Raw genomic sequence first — 20370 nt, 5'->3', positions numbered from 1 at the left:
GCGTGCCGCCCTGCACCAACCGCTCAGCCGCCAATGGCTATACTCGGGGCATGAAGATCCCCCATCGAAACGCCATCCTGATTCCGCTGGCAGCGGCCTCGCTGCTGCTCCTCGCCGCCTGCGGCAACAAGGGCCCGCTGGTACTGCCGCAGAAGCCGGTGCCGGTGGAAGAAACCGTCGAACCCGCTGCCGAGCCCGCCACCGAGGCGACCCCGGCGGAGGCCCAGGGCGCCGTTGCCCCCGCCACGACCGTCGACCCGGCTGCAACGACCACTCAGCCGGCAACCGCGCCAGCGAAGAAGGCGGGCAGCGGGGATGAGTAAGGCCAGTTCCACGGCGCTGCGCTTCAGCAAGATGCACGGCGCGGGCAATGATTTTGTAGTGATCGACCTGCGTGACGGCACCGCGCCGCCTACGCCCGAACTGGCCGCGCGCCTTGCCGACCGCCACACCGGCGTCGGCTGCGACCAGATCCTGACCATCGAAGCGCCGCGTGTGGAAGGCTCGGTGGCCTCGTACCGCATCTGGAATGCCGACGGTTCCAATTCCGAGCAGTGCGGCAATGGCGCACGCTGCATCGCGGCCTGGCTGGTGCGCCAAGGGAGTGCGCAGGGCGATGCGTTCGTCATCGACAGCCCGCTGGCCAGCCATGAAGTGAAGGTGCTCGGTGACGGACAGTTCGCCGTAACCATGGGCGTGCCTGCCTTCGAGCCGGCCAACGTGCCGCTGATGGGCTTCGCCCATCCGCGCGAGGAATACCTGCTGCCGCTGCAGGGCGAAAGCGTGCGCTTCGCCGCAGTGTCGATGGGCAACCCGCATGCGGTGATCGAAGTCGGCCTGATCGATGCTGCGCCGGTCGAGCGCGTCGGTGCGCTGCTGCGGCAGCATGCCTCGTTCCCGCGCTCGGTGAACGTGGGCTTCGCCCAGGTGATGGGCCCGGCGCACGCCCGCCTGCGCGTGTTCGAGCGCGGCGTCGGCGAAACCCTGGCCTGTGGCAGTGGCGCCTGCGCCGCTGCGGTGACCCTGATGCAGCGCGGCCGCCTGCAGCGCGATGCCCGCATCAGCCTGCCCGGTGGTGACCTGCGCATCCAGTGGCCGGGCGATGGCCAGCCTGTGGTGATGGCCGGCCCGACCGCATTCGTCTTCGAAGGGGAGTGGATGGCATGAGCGAAACCGTCGACAAGCTCGGGGCCCACGAAGTCGCTGCCTGGTTGCGGCGTCATCCCGGCTTCCTCAAGCAGTTCCCGGACCTGGCCCTGACCCTGGTGGTGCCGCGCGATGACGGCCCGACCGCATCGCTGGCCAGCTACCAGCTGGAAGTGCTGCGCGAGAAGAACCGCGAGCTGGCGCGACGGTTGGCCGACCTGGGCGCGACCGCCCAGGTCAACGAGCGGCTGGCGGTGCGCACGCATCAGCTGACCCTGGCACTGATGAAGCAGGACAATGCGGCCGACACTCTGCGTGCGATGGCCGCTTCGTTGCAGGAAGACTTCGCCGGCGACCTGGTGCGGCTGGTGGTGCATGCGCCGGTGGCCGGGCTGGAACAGGCCGACTGGCTGCAGGTGATCGCCGCCGATGATCCGCAACTGGGCCCGTTCCGCGATTGCCTGAAGGACGGCGAGCCGATCTGCGGCCGCCTGCAGCCGGAGAAGAACGCCGTGCTGTACGGCGCGCGCAGCGAGGAGGTGCAGACCACCGCGCTGCTGCCGCTGCCGGGGGTTGGCCTGATCGCGGTCGGCAGCCATGATCCGAACCGTTTCTACCCGGGCATGGGCACGTTGTTCCTGCGCATGATGGGCGACGCCCTGGCCACTGGCCTGAAGCGCTTCCCGAGCTGAGCAGGGCACGACGGCGATGAGCGCGGTACAGGCGTTCCTGCAGCATCTGCAGGTGGAGCGGCGGATGTCGGCGCACACACTCGACGCCTACCGCCGCGACCTGGACGCACTGTCGGCGTGGGCCGAGCCGCGTGGCGTAGCCGTGGAGGCACTCGATGCCGATGCGTTGCGCCAGTTCGTGGCCGACGAGCATCGCCGCGGCCTGTCGGCCAAGAGCCTGCAGCGCCGCCTGTCGGCCTGCCGCAGCTTCTATGCCTGGCTGCTCAAGCACGGCCGCATCGAGGTCAGCCCTGCAGCGACGCTGAAGGCACCGCGCGCACCGCGCCGGTTGCCGCAGGTGCTCGATGCCGACGAAGCCGTACAGCTGGTCGAGCGTGAACCGGAAGGTGAACTCGGCCGACGTGATCGCGCGCTGCTGGAGCTGTTCTACTCCTCGGGCCTGCGCCTGAGCGAAGTCTGCGCACTGACCTGGCGCGACCTGGATTTCGCCAGCGGCCTGGTCAACGTGCTGGGCAAGGGCAACCGCCAGCGCCGGGTGCCGTTCGGCAGGCCCGCACGCGAAGCGCTGCAGGCGTGGCGCGCGGAAAGTGGTGGCGGCCCGTCTTCGCCGGTATTCCCCGGCCGCAACGGGCCGATCAGCCCGCGTGCGGTACAGATCCGCATCCGCCAGCTGGCGCAGCGCCAGGGCCTGTTCAAGCAGGTGCACCCGCACATGCTGCGGCACAGTTTTGCCAGCCACATCCTGGAGTCGTCCGGTGACCTGCGCGGCGTGCAGGAACTGCTCGGCCACGCCGACATCGCTACCACGCAGATCTACACCCACCTCGATTTCCAGCACCTGGCCAAGGTCTACGACGCCGCGCACCCGCGCGCGAAGCGCCGACGCAGCAGCGAGGGCAGCGGAGAAAGCTGAACGTTGCCCCTGCGGTGGCCGGTCGCGGGTGGCTTGAAGGGCGCAGCGCAGTCCCCACCTCTGGTTCTGTCACCCCGGAGGCATCATGGACCCCAGTCAGAACCCCAACGTTTTCCACGCCACCACCATCGTCTGCGTCCGTCGCGGCGAGCACGTGGCCATTGCCGGCGACGGCCAGGTCACGCTGGGCCACACCGTGATGAAGGGCAATGCACGCAAGGTGCGCCGCCTTGGCCGCGACGGCCAGGTGCTGGCCGGTTTCGCCGGTGCCGCCGCCGATGCCTTCACCCTGTTCGAGCTGTTCGAGGCCAAGCTGGAAAAGCACGGCCAGCTGCAGCGCGCTGCGGTCGAGCTGGCCAAGGATTGGCGCACCGAGCGCCGCCTCGGAAAGCTTGAAGCCCTGTTGGCCGTGGCTGACAAGGAAACCTCGCTGATCATCAGCGGCACCGGCGATGTGATCGAACCGGAGGACGGCATCATCGCCATCGGCTCCGGTGGCTCGTATGCACTTTCGGCCGCGCGCGCGCTGATGGCACATACCGAACTGGATGCGCGCACGATTGCCAGTGAAGCGATCGGCATCGCCGGCGACATCTGCATCTACACCAACCGCAACGTGGTGGTCGAGGAGCTGTGACGGGGAACCCGTCACAGACATTCCAGATTCGCCGGGCATGGCCCGGCGCTACCGTCCGGGGCCGTTCGGTTCCGGCATCGTAGACAACGAATTCGTGAGCACATCCATGTCGAAGATCGAAGTTTCCTCCGCCACCATGACCCCGCGCGAGATCGTGCAGGAACTGGACCGGCATATCGTGGGCCAGCACGACGCCAAGCGTGCCGTGGCCATCGCCCTGCGCAACCGCTGGCGCCGCATGCAGCTGGCGCCGGAGCTTCGCAATGAAGTGATGCCCAAGAACATCCTGATGATCGGCCCGACCGGCGTCGGCAAGACCGAGATCGCGCGCCGCCTGGCTACGTTGGCCAACGCGCCGTTCGTGAAGGTCGAAGCCACGCGCTTCACCGAAGTGGGCTACGTCGGCAAGGACGTCGAGCAGATCATCCGCGACCTGGCCGACACCGCGGTCAAGCTCTATCGCGAACAGGCCAAGGTGCGCGTGCGTACCCAGGCCGAAGAACGCGCCGAAGACCGCATCCTCGATGCGCTGCTGCCGCGTCGTAGCGGCGGCATCGGTTTCGATCCTGAAGTCGCCCGCAACGAACCGTCGGCGCAGGACAACGAGACCCGCATCAAGTTCCGCAAGATGCTGCGCAACGGTGAGCTGGACGAGCGTGAGATCGAGCTCGACCTGGCGGCCAATGTCAGCATGGACATCATGACCCCGCCGGGCATGGAGGAAATGGGCCAGCAGCTGAAGTCGATGTTCGCCAACCTGGGTGGCGGCGCGAAGGCGCACAAGCGCACGCTGACCATCAAGGCCGCGCGTCCGCTGCTGATCGAGGAAGAGGCCGGCAAGCTGGTCAACGAGGACGATATCCGCACTGCGGCAATCGAGGCCTGCGAGCAGCACGGCATCGTCTTCATCGACGAGATCGACAAGGTTGCCAAGCGCGGCGACAACGTGGGCGGTGGCGATGTCTCCCGCGAAGGCGTGCAGCGCGACCTGCTGCCGCTGGTGGAAGGCTCCAACGTGTCCACCAAGTACGGCACGATCAAGACCGACCACATCCTGTTCATCGCGTCGGGCGCGTTCCACTTGGCCAAGCCCAGCGACCTGATTCCGGAGCTGCAGGGCCGTTTCCCGATCCGCGTTGAGCTGGGCGCGTTGAGCAAGGGCGACTTCGTGCGCATCCTGACCGAACCGAAGGCGGCGCTGACCAAGCAGTACGAAGCACTGCTGGCCACCGAAGGCGTCAAGGTCAGTTTCACTGCCGATGCCATCGAGCGCCTGGCCGAGATCGCGTTCCAGGTGAACGAGCGCCAGGAAAACATCGGCGCGCGCCGCCTGCATACGGTGCTGGAGCGCCTGCTGGATTCGCTCAGCTACGAGGCACCGGACCGCGACGGCGAAACCCTGGCCATCGACAGTGCTTATGTCGATGCACACCTGGGCGAGCTGGTGCAGGACCCGGACCTGAGCCGCTACATCCTGTAATGCGCATCGAGGTCGGATCCTTCGCCGTGGCGAGGGCCCTGACTCCATCCGCTGCAACAGAAAAGGCCGCCGCAGGGCGGCCTTTTGCGTTAGCGCTCAGCGCGATTGCCGGGCGCGGTAGGCCTGCAGTACCTGGTCGATCACTGCACTGGTGCGGGCGGCGCTGATGCCGTTCGAGGGCGAGTGCCCGTGGCCGCGCAGTTCGTCCACGACGGAGGCGATCAACGGCTGCTGGACCGATGGCGGGTTCGGGATATCGAATGCCTGCACGCCCGCTTCGGTCTCCAGCACCACCGGAACGTCCTCGAAGGTGGCAAAGCGCAGCTGCCCCAGGTCGCCGGTGATCTCGACCTCGTCCTGTCGGCGGAACGCGCAGAAGCTCCATTGCGCGATGCCGTGCGCCCCCACCCCGGTGCGGAAGCACATCGAGACGCTGTCTTCGGCGGCGTAGGCGCCGGTCAACGAACTGGCCAGGCCGCGCACGTCGCTCAGGGGCCCCAGCAGATGGTCGAGCAGGTCCAGCGTGTGTGAGCCCAGGTCGACGAACAGCCCGCCGCCGGCGATGGCGGAGTTGGTTCGCCAGAAGTCCGGCGATGCGGCAGCCGCCGAATGTGGCCGATGCAGGGTGGCGCGCACGCTGCGCGGCGTACCGATCGCGCCGCTGTCCAGCAGCTGCTTCACCTGTGCGAAGCGGGGCAGGGCACGGCGGTAGTAGGCCACGAACACGGGCACGCCGCTGCGGGCGCTGGCCGCGATGATGCGCTGGCACTCGTCGTGGTTCATGGCCATCGGCTTTTCGATGTAGACCGGCTTGCCTGCAGCAATCGCCTGCAATGCGTAGTGCATGTGCGTGGAGGGCGGTGTTGCAACGTAGACCGCGTTCACCTCCGGATCGGCGATGAGTGCATCGGCGTCCGCGTACCAGCGCGGAATCGCGTGGCGGCGTGCATAGTCTTCGGCCAATGCGGCATTGCGGCGCATGACCGCCACTACCCGTGAGCCTGGCGTGTTGGCCAGGGCCGGCCCGCTCTTCTTCTCGGTGACGCTGCCACACCCGATGAAGCCCCACACCACGTTGTCCAGGATCATCGATCTGCCCTTGCAGGGGGTGCCGCAGTGATGGGAGCAGCCTCGTTCACGCCTCGGGCAGCGGCTCGGGGACGGTGCCGGGAACGAACACACCATCCTTCACGTAGGCGGCCAGGGTCATGTCCAGCGCGAGCATGCCATCGCGCTTGAGGTCCATCAGTTCCGGTTCGACCATCGCGCCGTGCAGCACGCCCAGCACGGTGGCGTGCAGCATGCGTGCGGCGATCTTCGGGTCGGCGCCCTCGCGCAGCTGGCCCAGGTCCTTGACGCGGCGCAGGGCGCGCTCCATCCGGTCCAGCGCATCGCGGAAGCCGGCCTGCTGCATTTCGGTCAGGACCCTGGTGTCGGCCGACGCATCGCTGCGCAGCATGATCTCCATGGTCTTGCGCAGGCGTTCGTCCTCGGACAGCTCGATGAACGAGTGGATCATCACCGCGCGCAGGTCGTGCACCGGGGTGTCGCGCTGGTCGGTGGAGGTGCGCTCCAGTTCCTGCATGAAGGGCAGGTGCACCCGCTCGACGATCGCGGCCAGCACCTCGCTCTTGTTCTTGAAGTGCCAGTACACCGCGCCGCGGGTATAGCCGGCGCGGGCGCCGATCATCTCCAGCGTGGTACGGGCCACGCCGTGTTCATGGAAGCAGGCTTCGGCGGCGTCAAGGATGCCTTCCCGGGTTGCCTGGGTGTCCTCTTTGGTCTTGCGGGCCATGGGTAGGTACGAGTGCGGGTGAAACGTGGCTGAATTGTACCGGTTTACAAACAAACAAGCATGTATGTATATTTCGCTCCCATCATTCCCGTCGTGTGCGTGGCAGGCCGGTCCGGCTCCCACTCCCCGCTGGTGCGCGTTGCCTGCTGGCGCTTTCGGCCTGTATCAGCGCGATTTGAGATTCCTTCCCCTAAGAGCCTTTCCGTCATGTTGCTGAGCCGAATCCGACCCTTTGCACTGTCGCTGGCCATCGCCGCAGCCGTGGCTGCCTGCGGCGGCCAACCCCAGGCCCCCGAGCAAGGCCCGGGTGACGTCACCGTGGTCACGCTGAAGTCCGAAACCGTGGGCCTGACCCGCGAACTGCCGGGCCGTACCAACGCCTTCCTGGTCGCCGAAGTGCGCCCGCAGGTCAACGGCATCGTTGCCAAGCGCCTGTTCACCGAAGGCGGCATGGTCAAGGCCGGCGAGCCGCTGTACCAGATCGAGGACGCCAGCTACCGCGCCCAGGCCAACAGCGCCCGCGCCCAGCTGGCCCGCGCCGAAGCCACGGCCAACGCCGCGCGCCTGAGCGCCAAGCGCATCACCGAGCTGGCCAAGGTCGACGCGGTCAGCCAGCAGGACCTGGAAAACGCCGTCGCCGCGCAGAAGCAGGCCGAGGCCGATGTCGGTGCCGCCAGGGCCTCGCTGGACGCGGCCAACGTCACCCTCGGCTATGCCCGCATCACCGCGCCGATCAGCGGCCGCATCGGCAAGTCCAGCGTTACCCAAGGTGCGCTGGTCAGCGCCGGCCAGGCCAATGCACTGGCGACCGTGCAGCAGCTGGATCCGATCTATGTCGACCTGACCCAGTCCTCCGCCGAACTGCTGCAGCTGCGCCGCGAACTGGCTGCCGGCCGCCTGCAGGACAACCAGACCCTGCCGGTCAGCATCCTGATGGAAGACGGCAGCACCTTCGAGCACAAGGGCACGCTGGAGTTCTCCGAAGTCAGCGTCGATCCGACCACCGGCAGCTTCGGCTTGCGCGTGAAGGTGGACAACCCGGACGGCCTGCTGATGCCGGGCATGTACGTGCGTGCGGTGATCGGCGGCGGCGTGCGCAGCGATGCGGTGCTGGTGCCGATGCAGGGCATCGCCCGCGATCCGAAGGGCGACACCACGGCGATGGTGGTCGGCAAGGACAACAAGGTCGAAGCGCGCCCGGTCAAGGTCAGCCGCACGGTCGGCGACAAGTGGCTGGTCGAGGACGGCCTGAAGGCCGGTGACAAGGTCATCGTCGAAGGCCTGCAGAAGATCGGCCCCGGCATGCCGGTCAAGGCCACCGAGAAGGGCGCTGCTCCGGCCAAGCCGGCGGCAGCCGCCCAGCCTGCCGCCCCGGCCGGCGACGCGAAGTAAGCGGAGAACTCCATGGCACGCTTTTTCATCGATCGACCCATCTTTGCGTGGGTGATCGCCATCATCATCATGCTCGCCGGCGGCCTGGCCCTGTTCAAGCTGCCGGTCTCGATGTACCCCAACGTCGCACCGCCGGCGGTGGAAATCAGCGCCACCTACCCGGGGGCATCGGCCAAGGTGGTCGAGGACTCGGTGACGCAGATCATCGAGCAGAACATGAAGGGCCTCGATGGCCTGATCTACTTCTCCTCCAACAGCTCGTCCAACGGCCAGGCCACCATCACCCTGACCTTCGAGAGCGGCACCAACCCGGACATCGCCCAGGTGCAGGTGCAGAACAAGCTGCAGCTGGCCATGCCGCTGCTGCCGCAGGAAGTGCAGCGGCAGGGCATCAACGTGGCCAAGTCCAGCTCGGGCTTCCTGAACGTCATCGCGTTCGTGTCCGAGAACGGCAGCATGGACGCCAACGACATCGCCGACTACGTCGGTTCCAATGTCGTCGATCGCCTGAGCCGCGTGCCAGGCGTGGGCAACATCCAGGTATTCGGTGGCAAGTACGCCATGCGCATCTGGCTGGACCCGAACAAGCTGCATACCTATGGCCTGTCCGTCGCGGAAGTGACTGCGGCGATCAAGGCACAGAATGCCCAGGTCGCGATCGGCCAGCTCGGCGGTGCGCCGTCGGTGAAGGGCCAGCAGCTCAACGCCACCATCAACGCACAGTCGCGCCTGCAGACCCCGGAACAGTTCCGCAACATCATCGTGCGCGGCGCGCAGGACGGTGCCGAGCTGCGCCTGGGTGATGTCGCCCGCGTCGAACTGGGTGCCGAGTCCTACGACTTCGTCACCCGCTACAACGGCCAGCCGGCCAGCGGCCTGGCGGTCACCCTGGCCACCGGCGCCAACGCGCTGGATACTGCGGCCGGCGTGCACGCTGCGCTGGAAGACATGAAGAGCTTCTTCCCGGCCGGGCTGAAGGCCGAGATCCCGTACGACACCACCCCGTTCGTGCGCGTGTCGATCAAGGGCGTGGTGCAGACCCTGCTCGAAGCGATCGTGCTGGTGTTCGTGGTGATGTACCTGTTCCTGCAGAACTTCCGCGCCACCCTGATCCCGACCATCGCCGTGCCGGTGGTGCTGTTGGGTACCTTCGGCGTGCTGGCGATGCTGGGCTTCTCGGTGAACATGCTGACCATGTTCGCGATGGTGCTGGCGATCGGTCTGCTGGTGGACGATGCCATCGTGGTGGTGGAGAACGTCGAGCGCATCATGTCCGAGGAAGGACTGTCGCCGCTTGAAGCGACCCGCAAGTCGATGGGCCAGATCACCGGTGCGCTGGTGGGTATCGGCCTGGTGCTGTCGGCGGTGTTCGTGCCGATGGCCTTCATGAGCGGATCCACCGGCGTGATCTACCGGCAGTTCTCGGCCACGATTGTCTCTGCAATGGCGTTGTCGGTGCTGGTGGCGATCGTGCTGACGCCGGCACTGTGCGCGACCATGCTCAAGCCGCTGAAGAAGGGCGAGCATCATGTTGCCCACCGCGGCCTGGCCGGTCGCTTCTTCAACGGTTTCAATCGTGGCTTCGACCGCACCAGCGAAAGTTACCAGCGTGGTGTGCGCGGCATCATCCATCGTCCGTGGCGCTTCATGGGCATCGTGGCGGCGCTGTTCGTGCTGATGGGCGTGCTGTTCGTGCGCCTGCCCAGCTCGTTCCTGCCCAACGAAGACCAGGGCGTGCTGATGGCGCTGGTGCAGGCCCCGGTCGGCGCCACGCAGGAGCGCACGCTGGAATCGATCGCGGCATTGGAGAACCACTTCCTGCAGAACGAGAAGGATGCGGTGGATTCGGTGTTCTCCGTGCAGGGCTTCAGCTTCGCCGGCATGGGCCAGAACGCCGGCATGGCGTTCGTCAAGCTGAAGGACTGGAGCGAGCGTGACGCCGACAATGGCGTGATGCCGATCACCGGTCGTGCGATGGCGGCCCTGGGCCAGATCAAGGATGCCTTCATCTTTGCCTTCCCGCCGCCGGCCATTCCGGAACTGGGTACTGCCTCGGGCTATACCTTCTTCCTGAAGGACAACAGCGGCCAGGGCCACGAGGCACTGGTGGCCGCACGCAACCAGCTGCTCGGCCTGGCCGCCGGCAGCAAGAAGCTGGCCAACGTGCGCCCGAACGGCCAGGAGGACACGCCGCAGTTCCGCATCGACATCGACGCGGCCAAGGCGACCTCGCTGGGGCTGTCGATCGACCAGATCAACGGCACGCTGGCCGCTGCGTGGGGCAGCTCGTACATCGATGACTTCGTCGATCGTGGCCGCGTCAAGCGCGTGTTCGTGCAGGCCGACCAGCCGTTCCGCATGGTCCCGGAGGACTTCGACCTCTGGTCCGTGAAGAACGACAAGGGCGAGATGGTGCCGTTCAGTGCATTCGCCACCAAGCACTGGGATTACGGTTCGCCGCGCCTGGAGCGCTACAACGGCGTGTCGGCGATGGAGATCCAGGGCGAACCGGCCCCGGGTGTCGCCTCCGGCGATGCCATGGCCGAGATCGAGCAGCTGGCCAAGCAGCTTCCGGCGGGCTTCGGCATTGAGTGGACGGCGATGTCCTACCAGGAACGCCAGGCCGGCTCGCAGACGCCACTGCTGTACACGCTGTCGCTGATGATCGTGTTCCTGTGCCTGGCCGCGATGTATGAAAGCTGGAGCGTACCGACCGCGGTGCTGCTGGCGGCCCCGCTGGGTATTCTCGGCGCGGTGCTGGCCAACACCTTCAAGGGCCTGGAGCGCGACATCTATTTCCAGGTGGCGATGCTGACCACGGTGGGCCTGACCAGCAAGAACGCGATCCTGATCGTCGAGTTCGCCAAGGAAAACCTGGAAAAGGGCGCCAGCCTGATCGAGTCGATCATGCACGCCGTGCGCGACCGCCTGCGCCCGATCGTGATGACCTCGCTCGCCTTCGGCATGGGCGTGGTACCGCTGGCGATCTCCACCGGCGCCGGCTCCGGTGCCAAGCAGGCGATCGGCACCGGCGTGCTCGGCGGCATGATCGTCGGCACCGTGCTCGGCGTGTTCTTCGTGCCGCTGTTCTTCGTGGTGGTGCAGCGCGTGTTCAAGCGCAAGACCGCCGAGTGATGAAATCCGGTAGCCCCCCCCACCCCCTGTCCCCCCCCCCCCCCCCCCCCCCCCCGGGCGCCCCCCCCCCCCCCGGCGGGCGCCCCCCCCCCCCCCCCCCCCCCCCCCCCCCCCCCCCCCCGCTACCACCGTGACCCCCAAGGTGTCGCCATGAAATTCTCTTCTCTTGCTGTATCCCTGGCCGCCGCGCTCGCGCTGGCAGGTTGCTCCACCCTGGTGCCGAAGAACACCGCTGTCGCCCCGGCGATCCCGGCGCAGTGGCCGGCCGAGGCCGCGCAGGGCGAGGTGGCCGATGCCGCCGCCGTCGGCTGGCGCGACTTCTTCACCGATGCGCGCCTGCAGCAGGTGATCGAGCAGTCGCTGCAGAACAATCGCGACCTGCGCGTGGCCGTGCTCAACGTTGAACGCGCGCGCGGCCAGTACCGCGTGCAGCGCGCTGATCGCGTGCCTGGCGTGGCCGTCACCGGCCAGATGGACCGTCGCGGTACCGATGCCGGTGTCAGCGAGCAGTTCACCGCCGGCGTTGGCGTGGCCGAGTTCGAGCTGGACCTGTTCGGCCGCGTGCGCAACCTCAGTGAAGCGGCACTGCAACAGTACTTCGCGGTGGCCGCCAACCGCCGCAACGCGCAGCTGAGCCTGATTGCCGAGACCGCAACTGCGTGGCTGACGTATGGTGCCGATGCGCAGCAGCTGAAGATCGCCGAGGCCACGCTGAAGACCTACGAAGATTCGTTGCGCCTGGCCGAGGCCCGCCACGAGCGTGGCGGCAGTTCGGCACTGGAACTGACCCAGACCCGCACGCTGGTCGAGACCGCGCGTACGGACGCAGCACGCCTGCGTGGCCAGCTGGCCCAGGACCGTAACGCGCTGGCGCTGCTGGCCGGTGGCCAGCTGGATCCGGCGCTGCTGCCGGACAGCATCGAGCCGCAGCTGCTTGCATTGGCACCGCCGCCGGCCGGCCTGCCCAGCGACGTGCTGCTGCAGCGCCCGGACATCATGGCCGCCGAACACCAGCTGCTGGCGGCCAACGCCAATATCGGTGCGGCACGCGCGGCGTTCTTCCCGAGCATCTCGCTGACCGGCAGCGTCGGCAGTGGTTCGAGCGAACTGTCCAACCTGTTCGACAGCGGTACGCGCGTGTGGAGCTTCCTGCCGAAGATCACGCTGCCGATCTTCCAGGGCGGCAAGCTGCGCGCCAACCTGGCCATCGCCAACGTCGATCGTGATATCGCTCTGGCGCAGTACGAGAAGTCGATCCAGGTGGGCTTCCGCGAAACCGCCGATGCGCTGGCGTTGAATGTCAGCCTGGACGAGCAGGTGAGTTCACAGCAGCGCCTGGTGGAAGCGGCCGAACAGGCCAACCGCCTGTCGCAGGCGCGCTACGACGCGGGCCTGGACAGCTTCGTGACCCTGCTGGATGCGCGACGTACCGCCTACAACGCACAACAGACCCAGCTGCAGGCGCAGCTGGCGCAGCAGGCCAACCGCATCACGCTGTACAAGGTGCTTGGCGGTGGCTGGCACGAGCGCAGCTGAAGGACAGCCGGCCAGCGGCCGGCTCTACCTTGATGATCGATGGTAGTGCCGGCCGCTGGCCGGCATTGTCATTTCAGGACCTGCTACACCGCTTCATCGTCGCGCCGCGCTGCATGGCAGGCGCGCACCCGCGCGAGCGCATCGCCGGCTTCGCGCGCCATCTGCTCGTACTCGGCGCGGATCTCTTCCAGGCGTGCCTCGTCCAGTTCTTCCAGATCGAGCAGCTCGTTGTTGGCCTCGGCGGTTGCCCGGATCAGCTCGTCCAGCTTGATCTGCATCGCGGCGGTGTCCGCGTTCTGCGTGTGCTGGATCAGGAACACCATCAGGAAGGTGATGATGGTGGTGCCGGTGTTGATCACCAGCTGCCAGGTGTCGTTGAAGCCGAACACCGGGCCACTGATGCCCCAGATCACCACGATCGCCACTGCAGCCAGGAAGGTCCACGGCGAGCCCGTGGCGGCCGCGGCCTTCTTGGCGATCGTATTGAACAGGTTTCGTGCTTTCATCGTCGTCGTCCCACTCAGGTGACGAGGATGATCGGCAGTGGCGCGTGGAGGCGCCGTGCAGCGGCCGTCAGGCGCGCATGCGTTGCAGTCGTGGCGCCTGCAGGCTGCGCACCGGGCTGCTCTGATAGACGTGCTGCCAGCAGAGGTCGACGAACTCGCGGGCCTGTGCTTCGCTCAGCCGCGGCATGATCTGCAGGGCGTACTGGGTCTGGAACATTTCGTCACGTTCGGCCTCGCTGGCGCGCGGCTGGGTGATCAGCGAATCACAGGCGAACTTGATCCACGGCACGTAGGAGCCGAACGAGTTGTGCGGCAGTGCGCCCTCGGCATGCTGGCGGCGCCAGTGGTCAAGCTCGGCGTCTACGTTGATGACCGGAGGAATGGTGGGGACTTCAGCGTGCATGACAATCCAGTTCGGTTGAGTGGAAAGGGAGTGGGGGTTCATCGGAGTGTGGCGTATCTGCCGGTGCATGCCGCGTCAGCGGGATGTGGAGCCGGTGTGGCGATTGCTGATCAGTTGCGCGTGCTCGACCGCCCCCATCTGCTCGGCCATGGTGGCCATCGCGTTGCACAGTCGCTCGTGATCGCGTGGCTGGCCGCGCACCAGTTCCAGCTGCAGGCCCTGGTAGGCACTCCAGAACGACGCACTGCGCCGGTGCAGCGCGAAGTGCTGCTGCAGGCGTTCGCGGATGGATTCGAGGATCGGGTCGGGCGTAGGTCGTACGGCGTGCGCGCACATGGCTGGCTCCGCCGGGGAAACGAGCCCCGGTAACCCCACCCTAGGCGTGTCAGCCGGGTGGGGTGTTACCGCAGTGTGTGCACGCAGTCCAGCTGACTGTGCGCGCGGTCACGGCAATGGCCGCAAACGCTGTCCGCACTAAGAGGTGGCGGCACTGAAGCGTTCATCAAACGGGTTCAACGGATGACGGTGTGTGGCTCATTCACCGATGTCTTCGTTCCAGATGTCCGGATGGCGGCTGATGAAATCGCCGAGCAGGTCGACGCATTCCTGGTTGTCGAGGTCGATCACGTTGACGCCGTTTTCCCGCAACCAGTCGATGCCGCCCTGGAAGGTGCGCGATTCGCCCACCACCACGGTGCCGATGTTGAACTGGCGCACCAGGCCAGAGCAGTACCAGCACGGTGCCAGGGTGGTGACCATGATCGTGTCCTGGTAACGGCGCTGGCGGCCGGCCTTGCGGAACGCATCGGTCTCGCCGTGCACCGACGGGTCGCCTTCCTGCACGCGGCGGTTGTGGCCGCAGCCAAGCAGGCGGCCGTCGTTGTGGTACAGGGCCGCGCCGATCGGCACGCCGCCCTCGGCCAGGCCCTGGCGGGCTTCGGCGATGGCGGTCTGCAGCAGGGCCTGGTAGTCGGGCGTGGTGATCATGCGGGGCTCCGGTAAGTCGTGGCCCGCCATGATACGGGCAGGGGGTGCCGCTGGCCCCCGGCGGTGCGATAATCGGGGCCATGAGCGAATCCCCCTACAAAGCCGGTACCACCCATTTCGGGTTCCGCGACGTCGCCGCCAAGGACAAGCAGAAGCTGGTCGGCCAGGTGTTCACCTCGGTCGCGCGCAACTACGACCTGATGAACGACCTGATGAGCCTGGGCGTGCACCGGGCGTGGAAGCGCTACTACGTGGCCACCGCGCAGGTGAAGCCGGGCGACCGCGTGCTCGATCTGGCGGGCGGCACCGGCGACATCGCCGCCCTGCTGAAGGAGCGCGTCGGCGCCGAGGGCTCGGTGGTGCTGGGCGACATCAACGCCGGCATGCTGTCGGTCGGCCGTGACCGCCTGACCAACCGCGGCCTGGTGCTGGGCCTGGACTACGTGCAGTGCAACGCCGAGGCCCTGCCGTTCCCGGACAACAGCTTCGACCTGGTCACCATCGCCTTCGGCCTGCGCAACGTGACCGACAAGGACGCTGGCCTGCGCGAGATGCACCGCGTGCTGAAGGTGGGCGGCCAGGCCCGCGTGCTGGAGTTCTCCGAAGTCACCGCGGACTGGTTCAAGCCGATCTACGACTTCCACTCGTTCAAGATCCTGCCGAAGCTGGGCAAGCTGTTCGCCAATGACTCGGACAGCTACCAGTACCTGGCCGAGAGCATCCGCAAGCACCCGCCGCAGGACGAACTGAAGGCGATGATGGCGCAGGCCGGCTTCGAGCGCTGCCACTACAAGAACCTGACCGGCGGCATCGTCTCGATCCACTCCGGCTACAAGCTGTAAGCCCGGTGTCCGGGTAGTGCCGGCCGCTGGCCGGCATCCCCGTGCCCGGTCATCGTCCGTGCGGATGCCGGCCAGCGGCCGGCACTACCGGTGCTGTGGGCCGCCATTACCCCGCACCGCGCAACGCCTGCGCGGCCGGAGGGAGTTACCATTGGGGTTTGATCCCCGTAACGGTCCCGATTCATGCGTAATCCGCTGATGCTCCTTCCGCTGGCCGTGGCCCTGGCCGCCGGCTGCTCCCAGGAGGCGGCCGCGCCCGCCGCCGCCCCGACTGCCGCAAAGGCCCCTGCCGCCCCCGTGAACGCCGAGAACCGCAGCCACGACGAAAGCTCGTACGCCGAGCCGGACAAGGTCGTCATCAAGGACATCGCGCTGGATCTGAAGCTGGACTTCGACCAGAAGCAGATCGGCGGTACCGCCACCTACACCCTGGAATGGAAACAGAAGGACGCCAGGCAACTGGTGCTCGACACCCGCGAGCTGACCGTGTCCAAGGTCGAGGCCGTTGCCGCCGACGGCGCGCGCAGCCCGCTGAAGTTCGAACTGGCCCCGGCCGACAAGGTGTTCGGCAGCAAGCTGACCATCGAGGCTGCGGAGCAGCCGGCCAAGGTGGAAGTGACCTACCACACCGCACCGACCGCCTCGGGCCTGCAGTGGCTGGCGCCGTCGATGACCGAGGGCAAGAAGCTGCCCTTCATGTTCAGCCAGTCGCAGGCCATCCACGCCCGTTCGTGGGTGCCGCTGCAGGACACCCCGAGCGTGCGTTTCACCTACAGCGCGCACGTGGTCTCGCGCCCGGACGTGATGGTGCTGATGAGCGCCGACAACGATCCGAAGGCCGCGCGTGACGGTGACTACACCTTCAAGATGCCGCAGCCGATTCCGTCCTACCTGCTGGCCATCGCGGCCGGCGACCTGGTGTTCGAGCCGATCTCCGGCCGCTCCGGCGTCTGGGCCGAGCCGACCATGGTCAACAAGGCCGCCAAGGAATTCGAGGACACCGAGAAGATGATCGGTGCCGCCGAGAAGCTGTACGGCGAATACCGCTGGGGCCGCTACGACATGCTGGTGCTGCCGCCGTCGTTCCCGTTCGGCGGCATGGAGAACCCGCGCCTGACCTTCGCCACCCCGACCGTGATCGTCGGCGACAAGTCGCTGGTCTCGCTGGTCGCCCATGAACTGGCGCACAGCTGGTCGGGCAACCTGGTGACCAACGCCAGCTGGAAGGACATCTGGCTCAATGAAGGCTTCACTACCTACGTCCAGGGCCGCATCACCGAAGCCCTGTACGGCAAGGAGATGGCCGAGATGGAGAAGCAGATCGACCAGACCGACCTGCTGGCCGAAGTGAAGGACATGAGCCCGGCCGACCAGGCGCTGGCGCTGCCGCCGCTGAACGAGCGCGACCCCGACGAAGCGCTCAGCCAGGTCGCCTACGTCAAGGGTGCATGGTTCCTGGAGTTCCTGGAGCAGCGCTTCGGCCGCGAGACCTTCGATCCGTTCCTGCGCGGCTGGTTCGATGACCATGCTTTCCAGAGCGCGAACACCGACCAGTTCGTCGACTACATGAAGAAGAACCTGCTGCCGAAGAATCCGTCGGCAGTGACCGAGGCCGAACTGAAGGCATGGCTGGACGAGCCGGGTATCCCGGCGTTCGCGGCCAAGGCGCAGTCGCGCAACTTCAGCAGCGTCGATACCGCACGCATCGCCTTTGCCAGCGCCGGCACCGTGCCCAGCAGCCAGGTCATCGCCGACTGGAGCACCCAGGAATGGGTGCGCTTCATCGACGGCCTGGGCGCGACCCAGCCGCTGGACAAGCTGGCCACGCTGGACAAGGCCTTCCACTTCACCGGCACCCCGAATGGCGAAATCGCCATGCGCTGGTACCCGCTGGCGATCCGCAGCGGCTACGAGCAGGCCAATGAAGGCGCGGCGGCATTCATCGAGCGCGTCGGCCGTCGCAAGCTGATCCTGCCGATCTACGCCGAACTGGTGAAGACCCCGAAGGGGCTGGAGCTGGCCAAGCAGGCCTTCGAAAAGGCCAAGCCGGGCTACCACCCGATCACCACCGCCTCGGTCCAGGACATGCTGGCCAAGGCTGAAGCCAAGTAAGCGGTAGTGCCGGCCGCTGGCCGGCAACCGGTCACTGCTTCACCACCAACGGCGGGGAAACCCGCCGTTGGTGTATCCGCTTTTCGCTGCCGATAGAATCGGGATGCACTCGCAAAGGACCTCCGCCATGAAACGACTGATCCTGCTCACCGCCTGCACGCTGGCGCTGGCCGCCTGCAGCAACCCCGAGGAAGAACGCAAGGCGCAGGAAGCCGCCGCAGCCGCCGTGCAGGCGCAGAAGGAGGCCAAGGCCGAAGACGTGGCCAAGCAGTACGACATGGCCGTGGCCGCGCAGGACTGGGAGCGCGCGCGCCTGCACGGCGCCTCGCTGCTGGACCAGTACAAGGACACCGCGGCCGCCGAGCGCATCGCCGCAGGCTTCGACGAGGTCAAGGCCAAGGGCGATGCCGCGCGCGACCTGCGCCGCATGCAGGCGCTGTGGCAGTACAACCAGATCCCGGTGGGCAGCAAGGGCAACCAGGTTTCGGCGCAGATCTACAGCAAGGAACGGGTGGACGTGGATGGCAGCGGCGCCAAGCCGGTGCAGCTGGTGTTCCGCGATCATCCGGAGTGGAAGCGGCATGCGTATCTGGTGCTGCAGGCCGGCGATTTCCGTTGCCCGCAGTGCACGGTGAAAGTAACCGTGGACGACGGCAAGCCGATTTCCATGGCGGCGTGGCGTCCGAAGACCGATGAAGCCATTGCCCTGTTCATCACCGACCAGAAGGCGCTGTGGAAGCTGGCGCGCAAGGGCAAATCGATCAGCATCGAGTTCCCGGTCAAGGCCGGTGGCACCCGCACCGCTGTGTTCGAAACCGGTGGCGTCGACGCCAGCCGCATGCCGCAGTGGTGGCAGTGATCGTTGCGGCGGGCAGCGCCGTGCACGCGTTGTCCGCGATCCGGCACTGGGTGTTCGACATGGATGGCACGCTGACCGTCGCCGTGCATGATTTCGCCGCGATCCGCCGCGCGCTGGAGATCGCGGCCGAGGAAGACATCCTTGACCATATTGCGGCCTTGCCGGACGCACCGGCGCAGGCCAAGCGCGCGTGGCTGCTGGATCATGAGCGCGCGCTGGCCGAGGACGCACTGCCGGCACCGGGTGCGCTGAAGCTGCTGCGCGCGTTGTCGGCGGCAGGCTGCCGGCTCGGCATCCTGACCCGCAATGATCATGCGCTGGCGAAGCTGACTTTGGACGCGATCGGGGTCGGGGCGTTGTTCGACGATGCCGACATCATCGGCCGCGATGAAGCGGTGCCCAAACCCTCACCGGATGGCCTGCAGCAGCATCTGCGGCGTTGGGGGATCGGGGCTGCGGAGGCAGTGATGGTCGGTGACCACGCCTACGACCTGGAGTGCGGCCGTGCCGCAGGCACGCACACCGTGCTGGTCAATCTGCCGGAAAATCCGTGGCCGGGCCGTGCCGACTGGCATTTCGCCGATTGCCGCGCCTTGTTGGCTGCCTGGCAGGGCGCCTGATGATGTAGAGCCGAGCCCACGCTCGGCTGCTGTCCGGTCAGATCGCGCTGGCGCGCGCAAGCCGAGCATGGCTCGGCTCTACAGGAATCAAACAGTGTGTCGACCAAGGTCGACACCTACCAACAGCATTCCCAGCAGCGCATCGGGTGGAAAGCCCCCTTGTTGTTCAAGGGGCGCGCCGAAGGCGCGGGGATAAGGTGGAATGCGCGAGCAATTTGGTTACGCGCTAAGCGCGTAGCCAAATTGCTGCTTGAACTGCTCGTTGAACTCATCGAAAGTGAAGCGCTGGTTCTGCGTGCCCGGGTGTTCGACCTTCAGCGCGCCCATCAGGTTGCCCATGCGGCCGATGGTCAGCCAGTCGTAGCCCTTCTGGATGCCGTAGATCAGGCCGGCGCGGAAGGCGTCGCCACAGCCGGTCGGGTCGACCACGCGGCGCTCGTGCGCCGGCGGGATGTCGTAGCTCTTTTCCGGGGTGTGGATGACCGCACCCTTCGGGCCACGGGTGGTGATGTAGGCCTTGACCCGGCTGACGATCTCCTTTTCGTCCCAGCCGGTGCGCTCCTGCAGCAGGTTCGACTCGTAGTCGTTGACCACCACGTAGTCGGCCTGATCGATGAACGCGCGCAGCTCCGGGCCGTTGAACAGCGGCATGGCCTGGCCCGGGTCGAAGATGAACGGGATGCCGTCCTCGTGGAATTCCTGCGCGTTCTGGATCATGCCTTCGCGGCCGTCCGGGCCGACCAGGCCCAGGGTCACGCCCGGCACGCCACGCACGTGGTTCTCGTAGGAACGCATCATCGCGCCCGGGTGGAAGGCGGTGATCTGGTTGTTGTCGTGATCGGTGGTGATGAACGCCTGCGGGGTGAACAGCTCATCGATCACGCGCACGCGCGACAGGTCGATGCCCAGGCCTTCGAAGTACTCGCGGTACGGGCCGAAGTCCGATCCCACCGTGCCCATCGGGATCGGCTGGCCACCCAGCAGGTGCAGGTTGTAGGCGATGTTGCCGGCGCAGCCGCCGAACTCGCGGCGCATGCGTGGGACCAGGAACGACACGTTCAGGATGTGCACCTTGTCCGGCAGGATGTGATTCTTGAACTGGTCCGGGAACACCATGATGGTGTCGAAGGCAAGAGAACCACAGATCAGAGCGGACATCGATGTAAGCCTATGCGGTGAATTTTGGGGTGGGCCGGCCCGGTTCAGCGGGCAAGCAAACGGCGCCCTTGGGCGCCCGACGGCGCAAAGGTTACCCGCTGGTGCCGCTCAGGGCCAGAACCGGGTGAGACCTGATCAGGCCGAAAGCCTGTGAAGA

At 66.8% G+C, this 20370-nt stretch carries 20 protein-coding genes; 13 read left to right on the top strand and 7 right to left on the bottom strand.

Annotation, left to right across the window (positions count from 1 at the left end):
• The first annotated feature begins 50 nt into the window (after positions 1 to 50).
• The 6 genes from ROV95_RS00380 (at position 51) to hslU (ending at position 4868) form a co-directional block, all read left to right on the top strand.
• The gene (locus ROV95_RS00380) at positions 51 to 323 is read left to right on the top strand and encodes a lipoprotein (protein ID WP_207049363.1); all 273 of its coding nucleotides are present in this window, start codon (positions 51 to 53) and stop codon (positions 321 to 323) included.
• The gene (dapF, locus tag ROV95_RS00375; RefSeq protein ID WP_312542159.1) at positions 316 to 1167 is read left to right on the top strand and encodes a diaminopimelate epimerase; all 852 of its coding nucleotides are present in this window, start codon (positions 316 to 318) and stop codon (positions 1165 to 1167) included. The genes ROV95_RS00380 and dapF overlap by 8 nt, the downstream gene beginning before the upstream one ends.
• Entirely contained in the window at positions 1164 to 1838 is a 675-nt protein-coding gene (locus ROV95_RS00370; protein ID WP_019660702.1) for a DUF484 family protein, read from the top strand. Before dapF ends, ROV95_RS00370 begins: the two co-directional genes overlap by 4 nt.
• A gap of 16 nt (positions 1839 to 1854) precedes the next feature.
• The gene (gene xerC, locus ROV95_RS00365; RefSeq protein WP_312542156.1) at positions 1855 to 2751 is read left to right on the top strand and encodes a tyrosine recombinase XerC; all 897 of its coding nucleotides are present in this window, start codon (positions 1855 to 1857) and stop codon (positions 2749 to 2751) included.
• 85 nt (positions 2752 to 2836) lie between these two features.
• Positions 2837 to 3388, top strand: coding sequence for an ATP-dependent protease subunit HslV (gene hslV, locus ROV95_RS00360; protein WP_005411093.1), 552 nt, complete (start codon positions 2837 to 2839; stop codon positions 3386 to 3388).
• 106 nt (positions 3389 to 3494) lie between these two features.
• Positions 3495 to 4868, top strand: coding sequence for an ATP-dependent protease ATPase subunit HslU (gene hslU / locus ROV95_RS00355; RefSeq protein WP_026347094.1), 1374 nt, complete (start codon positions 3495 to 3497; stop codon positions 4866 to 4868).
• A 96-nt stretch (positions 4869 to 4964) separates the two neighbouring features.
• Here hslU and ROV95_RS00350 read toward each other — a convergent pair whose 3' ends face one another.
• The gene (locus ROV95_RS00350) at positions 4965 to 5957 is read right to left on the bottom strand and encodes a Gfo/Idh/MocA family oxidoreductase (protein WP_164144577.1); all 993 of its coding nucleotides are present in this window, start codon (positions 5955 to 5957) and stop codon (positions 4965 to 4967) included.
• A 46-nt stretch (positions 5958 to 6003) separates the two neighbouring features.
• Positions 6004 to 6663, bottom strand: coding sequence for an efflux transporter SmeDEF transcriptional repressor SmeT (gene smeT / locus ROV95_RS00345; protein WP_312542147.1), 660 nt, complete (start codon positions 6661 to 6663; stop codon positions 6004 to 6006).
• A 207-nt stretch (positions 6664 to 6870) separates the two neighbouring features.
• On the opposite strand from smeT, the gene smeD reads away from it, so the two are divergent.
• From smeD to smeF, 3 genes are all read left to right on the top strand, one after another.
• The gene (smeD, locus tag ROV95_RS00340; RefSeq protein WP_312542145.1) at positions 6871 to 8055 is read left to right on the top strand and encodes a multidrug efflux RND transporter periplasmic adaptor subunit SmeD; all 1185 of its coding nucleotides are present in this window, start codon (positions 6871 to 6873) and stop codon (positions 8053 to 8055) included.
• A gap of 12 nt (positions 8056 to 8067) precedes the next feature.
• Positions 8068 to 11190 carry a multidrug efflux RND transporter permease subunit SmeE gene (smeE, locus tag ROV95_RS00335; protein WP_312542144.1) on the top strand — a complete coding sequence of 1041 codons (3123 nt, stop codon included), beginning with the start codon at positions 8068 to 8070 and terminating at the stop codon, positions 11188 to 11190.
• A gap of 150 nt (positions 11191 to 11340) precedes the next feature.
• Positions 11341 to 12726, top strand: coding sequence for a multidrug efflux RND transporter outer membrane subunit SmeF (gene smeF / locus ROV95_RS00330; RefSeq protein WP_312542142.1), 1386 nt, complete (start codon positions 11341 to 11343; stop codon positions 12724 to 12726).
• A gap of 83 nt (positions 12727 to 12809) precedes the next feature.
• Here the strand turns inward: smeF and ROV95_RS00325 are convergent, their stop codons facing one another.
• The 4 genes from ROV95_RS00325 to ROV95_RS00310 all read right to left on the bottom strand — a co-directional run bounded on the left by ROV95_RS00325 (position 12810) and on the right by ROV95_RS00310 (position 14622).
• On the bottom strand, positions 12810 to 13232 hold the full coding sequence (locus tag ROV95_RS00325) for a low affinity iron permease family protein (RefSeq protein ID WP_032961193.1): 423 nt from the start codon (positions 13230 to 13232) through the stop codon (positions 12810 to 12812).
• Between the two features lie 67 nt (positions 13233 to 13299).
• Positions 13300 to 13635, bottom strand: a complete 336-nt coding sequence (locus tag ROV95_RS00320) for a hypothetical protein (RefSeq protein WP_021203904.1) — start codon at positions 13633 to 13635, stop codon at positions 13300 to 13302.
• 75 nt (positions 13636 to 13710) lie between these two features.
• Positions 13711 to 13971 (bottom strand): hypothetical protein, encoded by a 261-nt coding sequence (locus ROV95_RS00315; RefSeq protein ID WP_021203905.1) that lies wholly within the window; start codon positions 13969 to 13971, stop codon positions 13711 to 13713.
• Positions 13972 to 14169: 198 nt separating this feature from the next.
• Positions 14170 to 14622 carry a nucleoside deaminase gene (locus ROV95_RS00310; protein WP_005419409.1) on the bottom strand — a complete coding sequence of 151 codons (453 nt, stop codon included), beginning with the start codon at positions 14620 to 14622 and terminating at the stop codon, positions 14170 to 14172.
• An 80-nt stretch (positions 14623 to 14702) separates the two neighbouring features.
• Here ROV95_RS00310 and ubiE point away from each other — a divergent pair, with 80 nt between their 5' ends.
• The 4 genes from ubiE (at position 14703) to ROV95_RS00290 (ending at position 19055) form a co-directional block, all read left to right on the top strand.
• A complete protein-coding gene (gene ubiE / locus ROV95_RS00305; protein ID WP_312542137.1) occupies positions 14703 to 15464 on the top strand; it encodes a bifunctional demethylmenaquinone methyltransferase/2-methoxy-6-polyprenyl-1,4-benzoquinol methylase UbiE in 762 nt (253 codons plus the stop codon).
• Positions 15465 to 15647: 183 nt separating this feature from the next.
• On the top strand, positions 15648 to 17576 hold the full coding sequence (locus ROV95_RS00300) for a M1 family metallopeptidase (RefSeq protein ID WP_111098682.1): 1929 nt from the start codon (positions 15648 to 15650) through the stop codon (positions 17574 to 17576).
• Positions 17577 to 17703: 127 nt separating this feature from the next.
• A complete protein-coding gene (locus ROV95_RS00295; protein ID WP_164119388.1) occupies positions 17704 to 18435 on the top strand; it encodes a hypothetical protein in 732 nt (243 codons plus the stop codon).
• Entirely contained in the window at positions 18435 to 19055 is a 621-nt protein-coding gene (locus ROV95_RS00290) for an HAD family hydrolase (protein ID WP_134730128.1), read from the top strand. The genes ROV95_RS00295 and ROV95_RS00290 overlap by 1 nt, the downstream gene beginning before the upstream one ends.
• 219 nt (positions 19056 to 19274) lie before the next feature.
• Here the strand turns inward: ROV95_RS00290 and ROV95_RS00285 are convergent, their stop codons facing one another.
• Positions 19275 to 20213: a carbohydrate kinase family protein gene (locus ROV95_RS00285; protein WP_019660686.1), complete on the bottom strand. Its 939-nt coding sequence runs from the start codon at positions 20211 to 20213 to the stop codon at positions 19275 to 19277.
• Between the last annotated feature and the right edge of the window lie 157 nt (positions 20214 to 20370).

It is taken from the genome of Stenotrophomonas maltophilia group sp. msm1 (assembly GCF_032025805.1).
In the GTDB taxonomy this organism is placed as follows: Bacteria; Pseudomonadota; Gammaproteobacteria; order Xanthomonadales; family Xanthomonadaceae; genus Stenotrophomonas; species Stenotrophomonas hibiscicola.
Note: the sequence above shows the minus strand (reverse complement) of the source record. Positions and strands in the feature narration are given on the sequence as shown.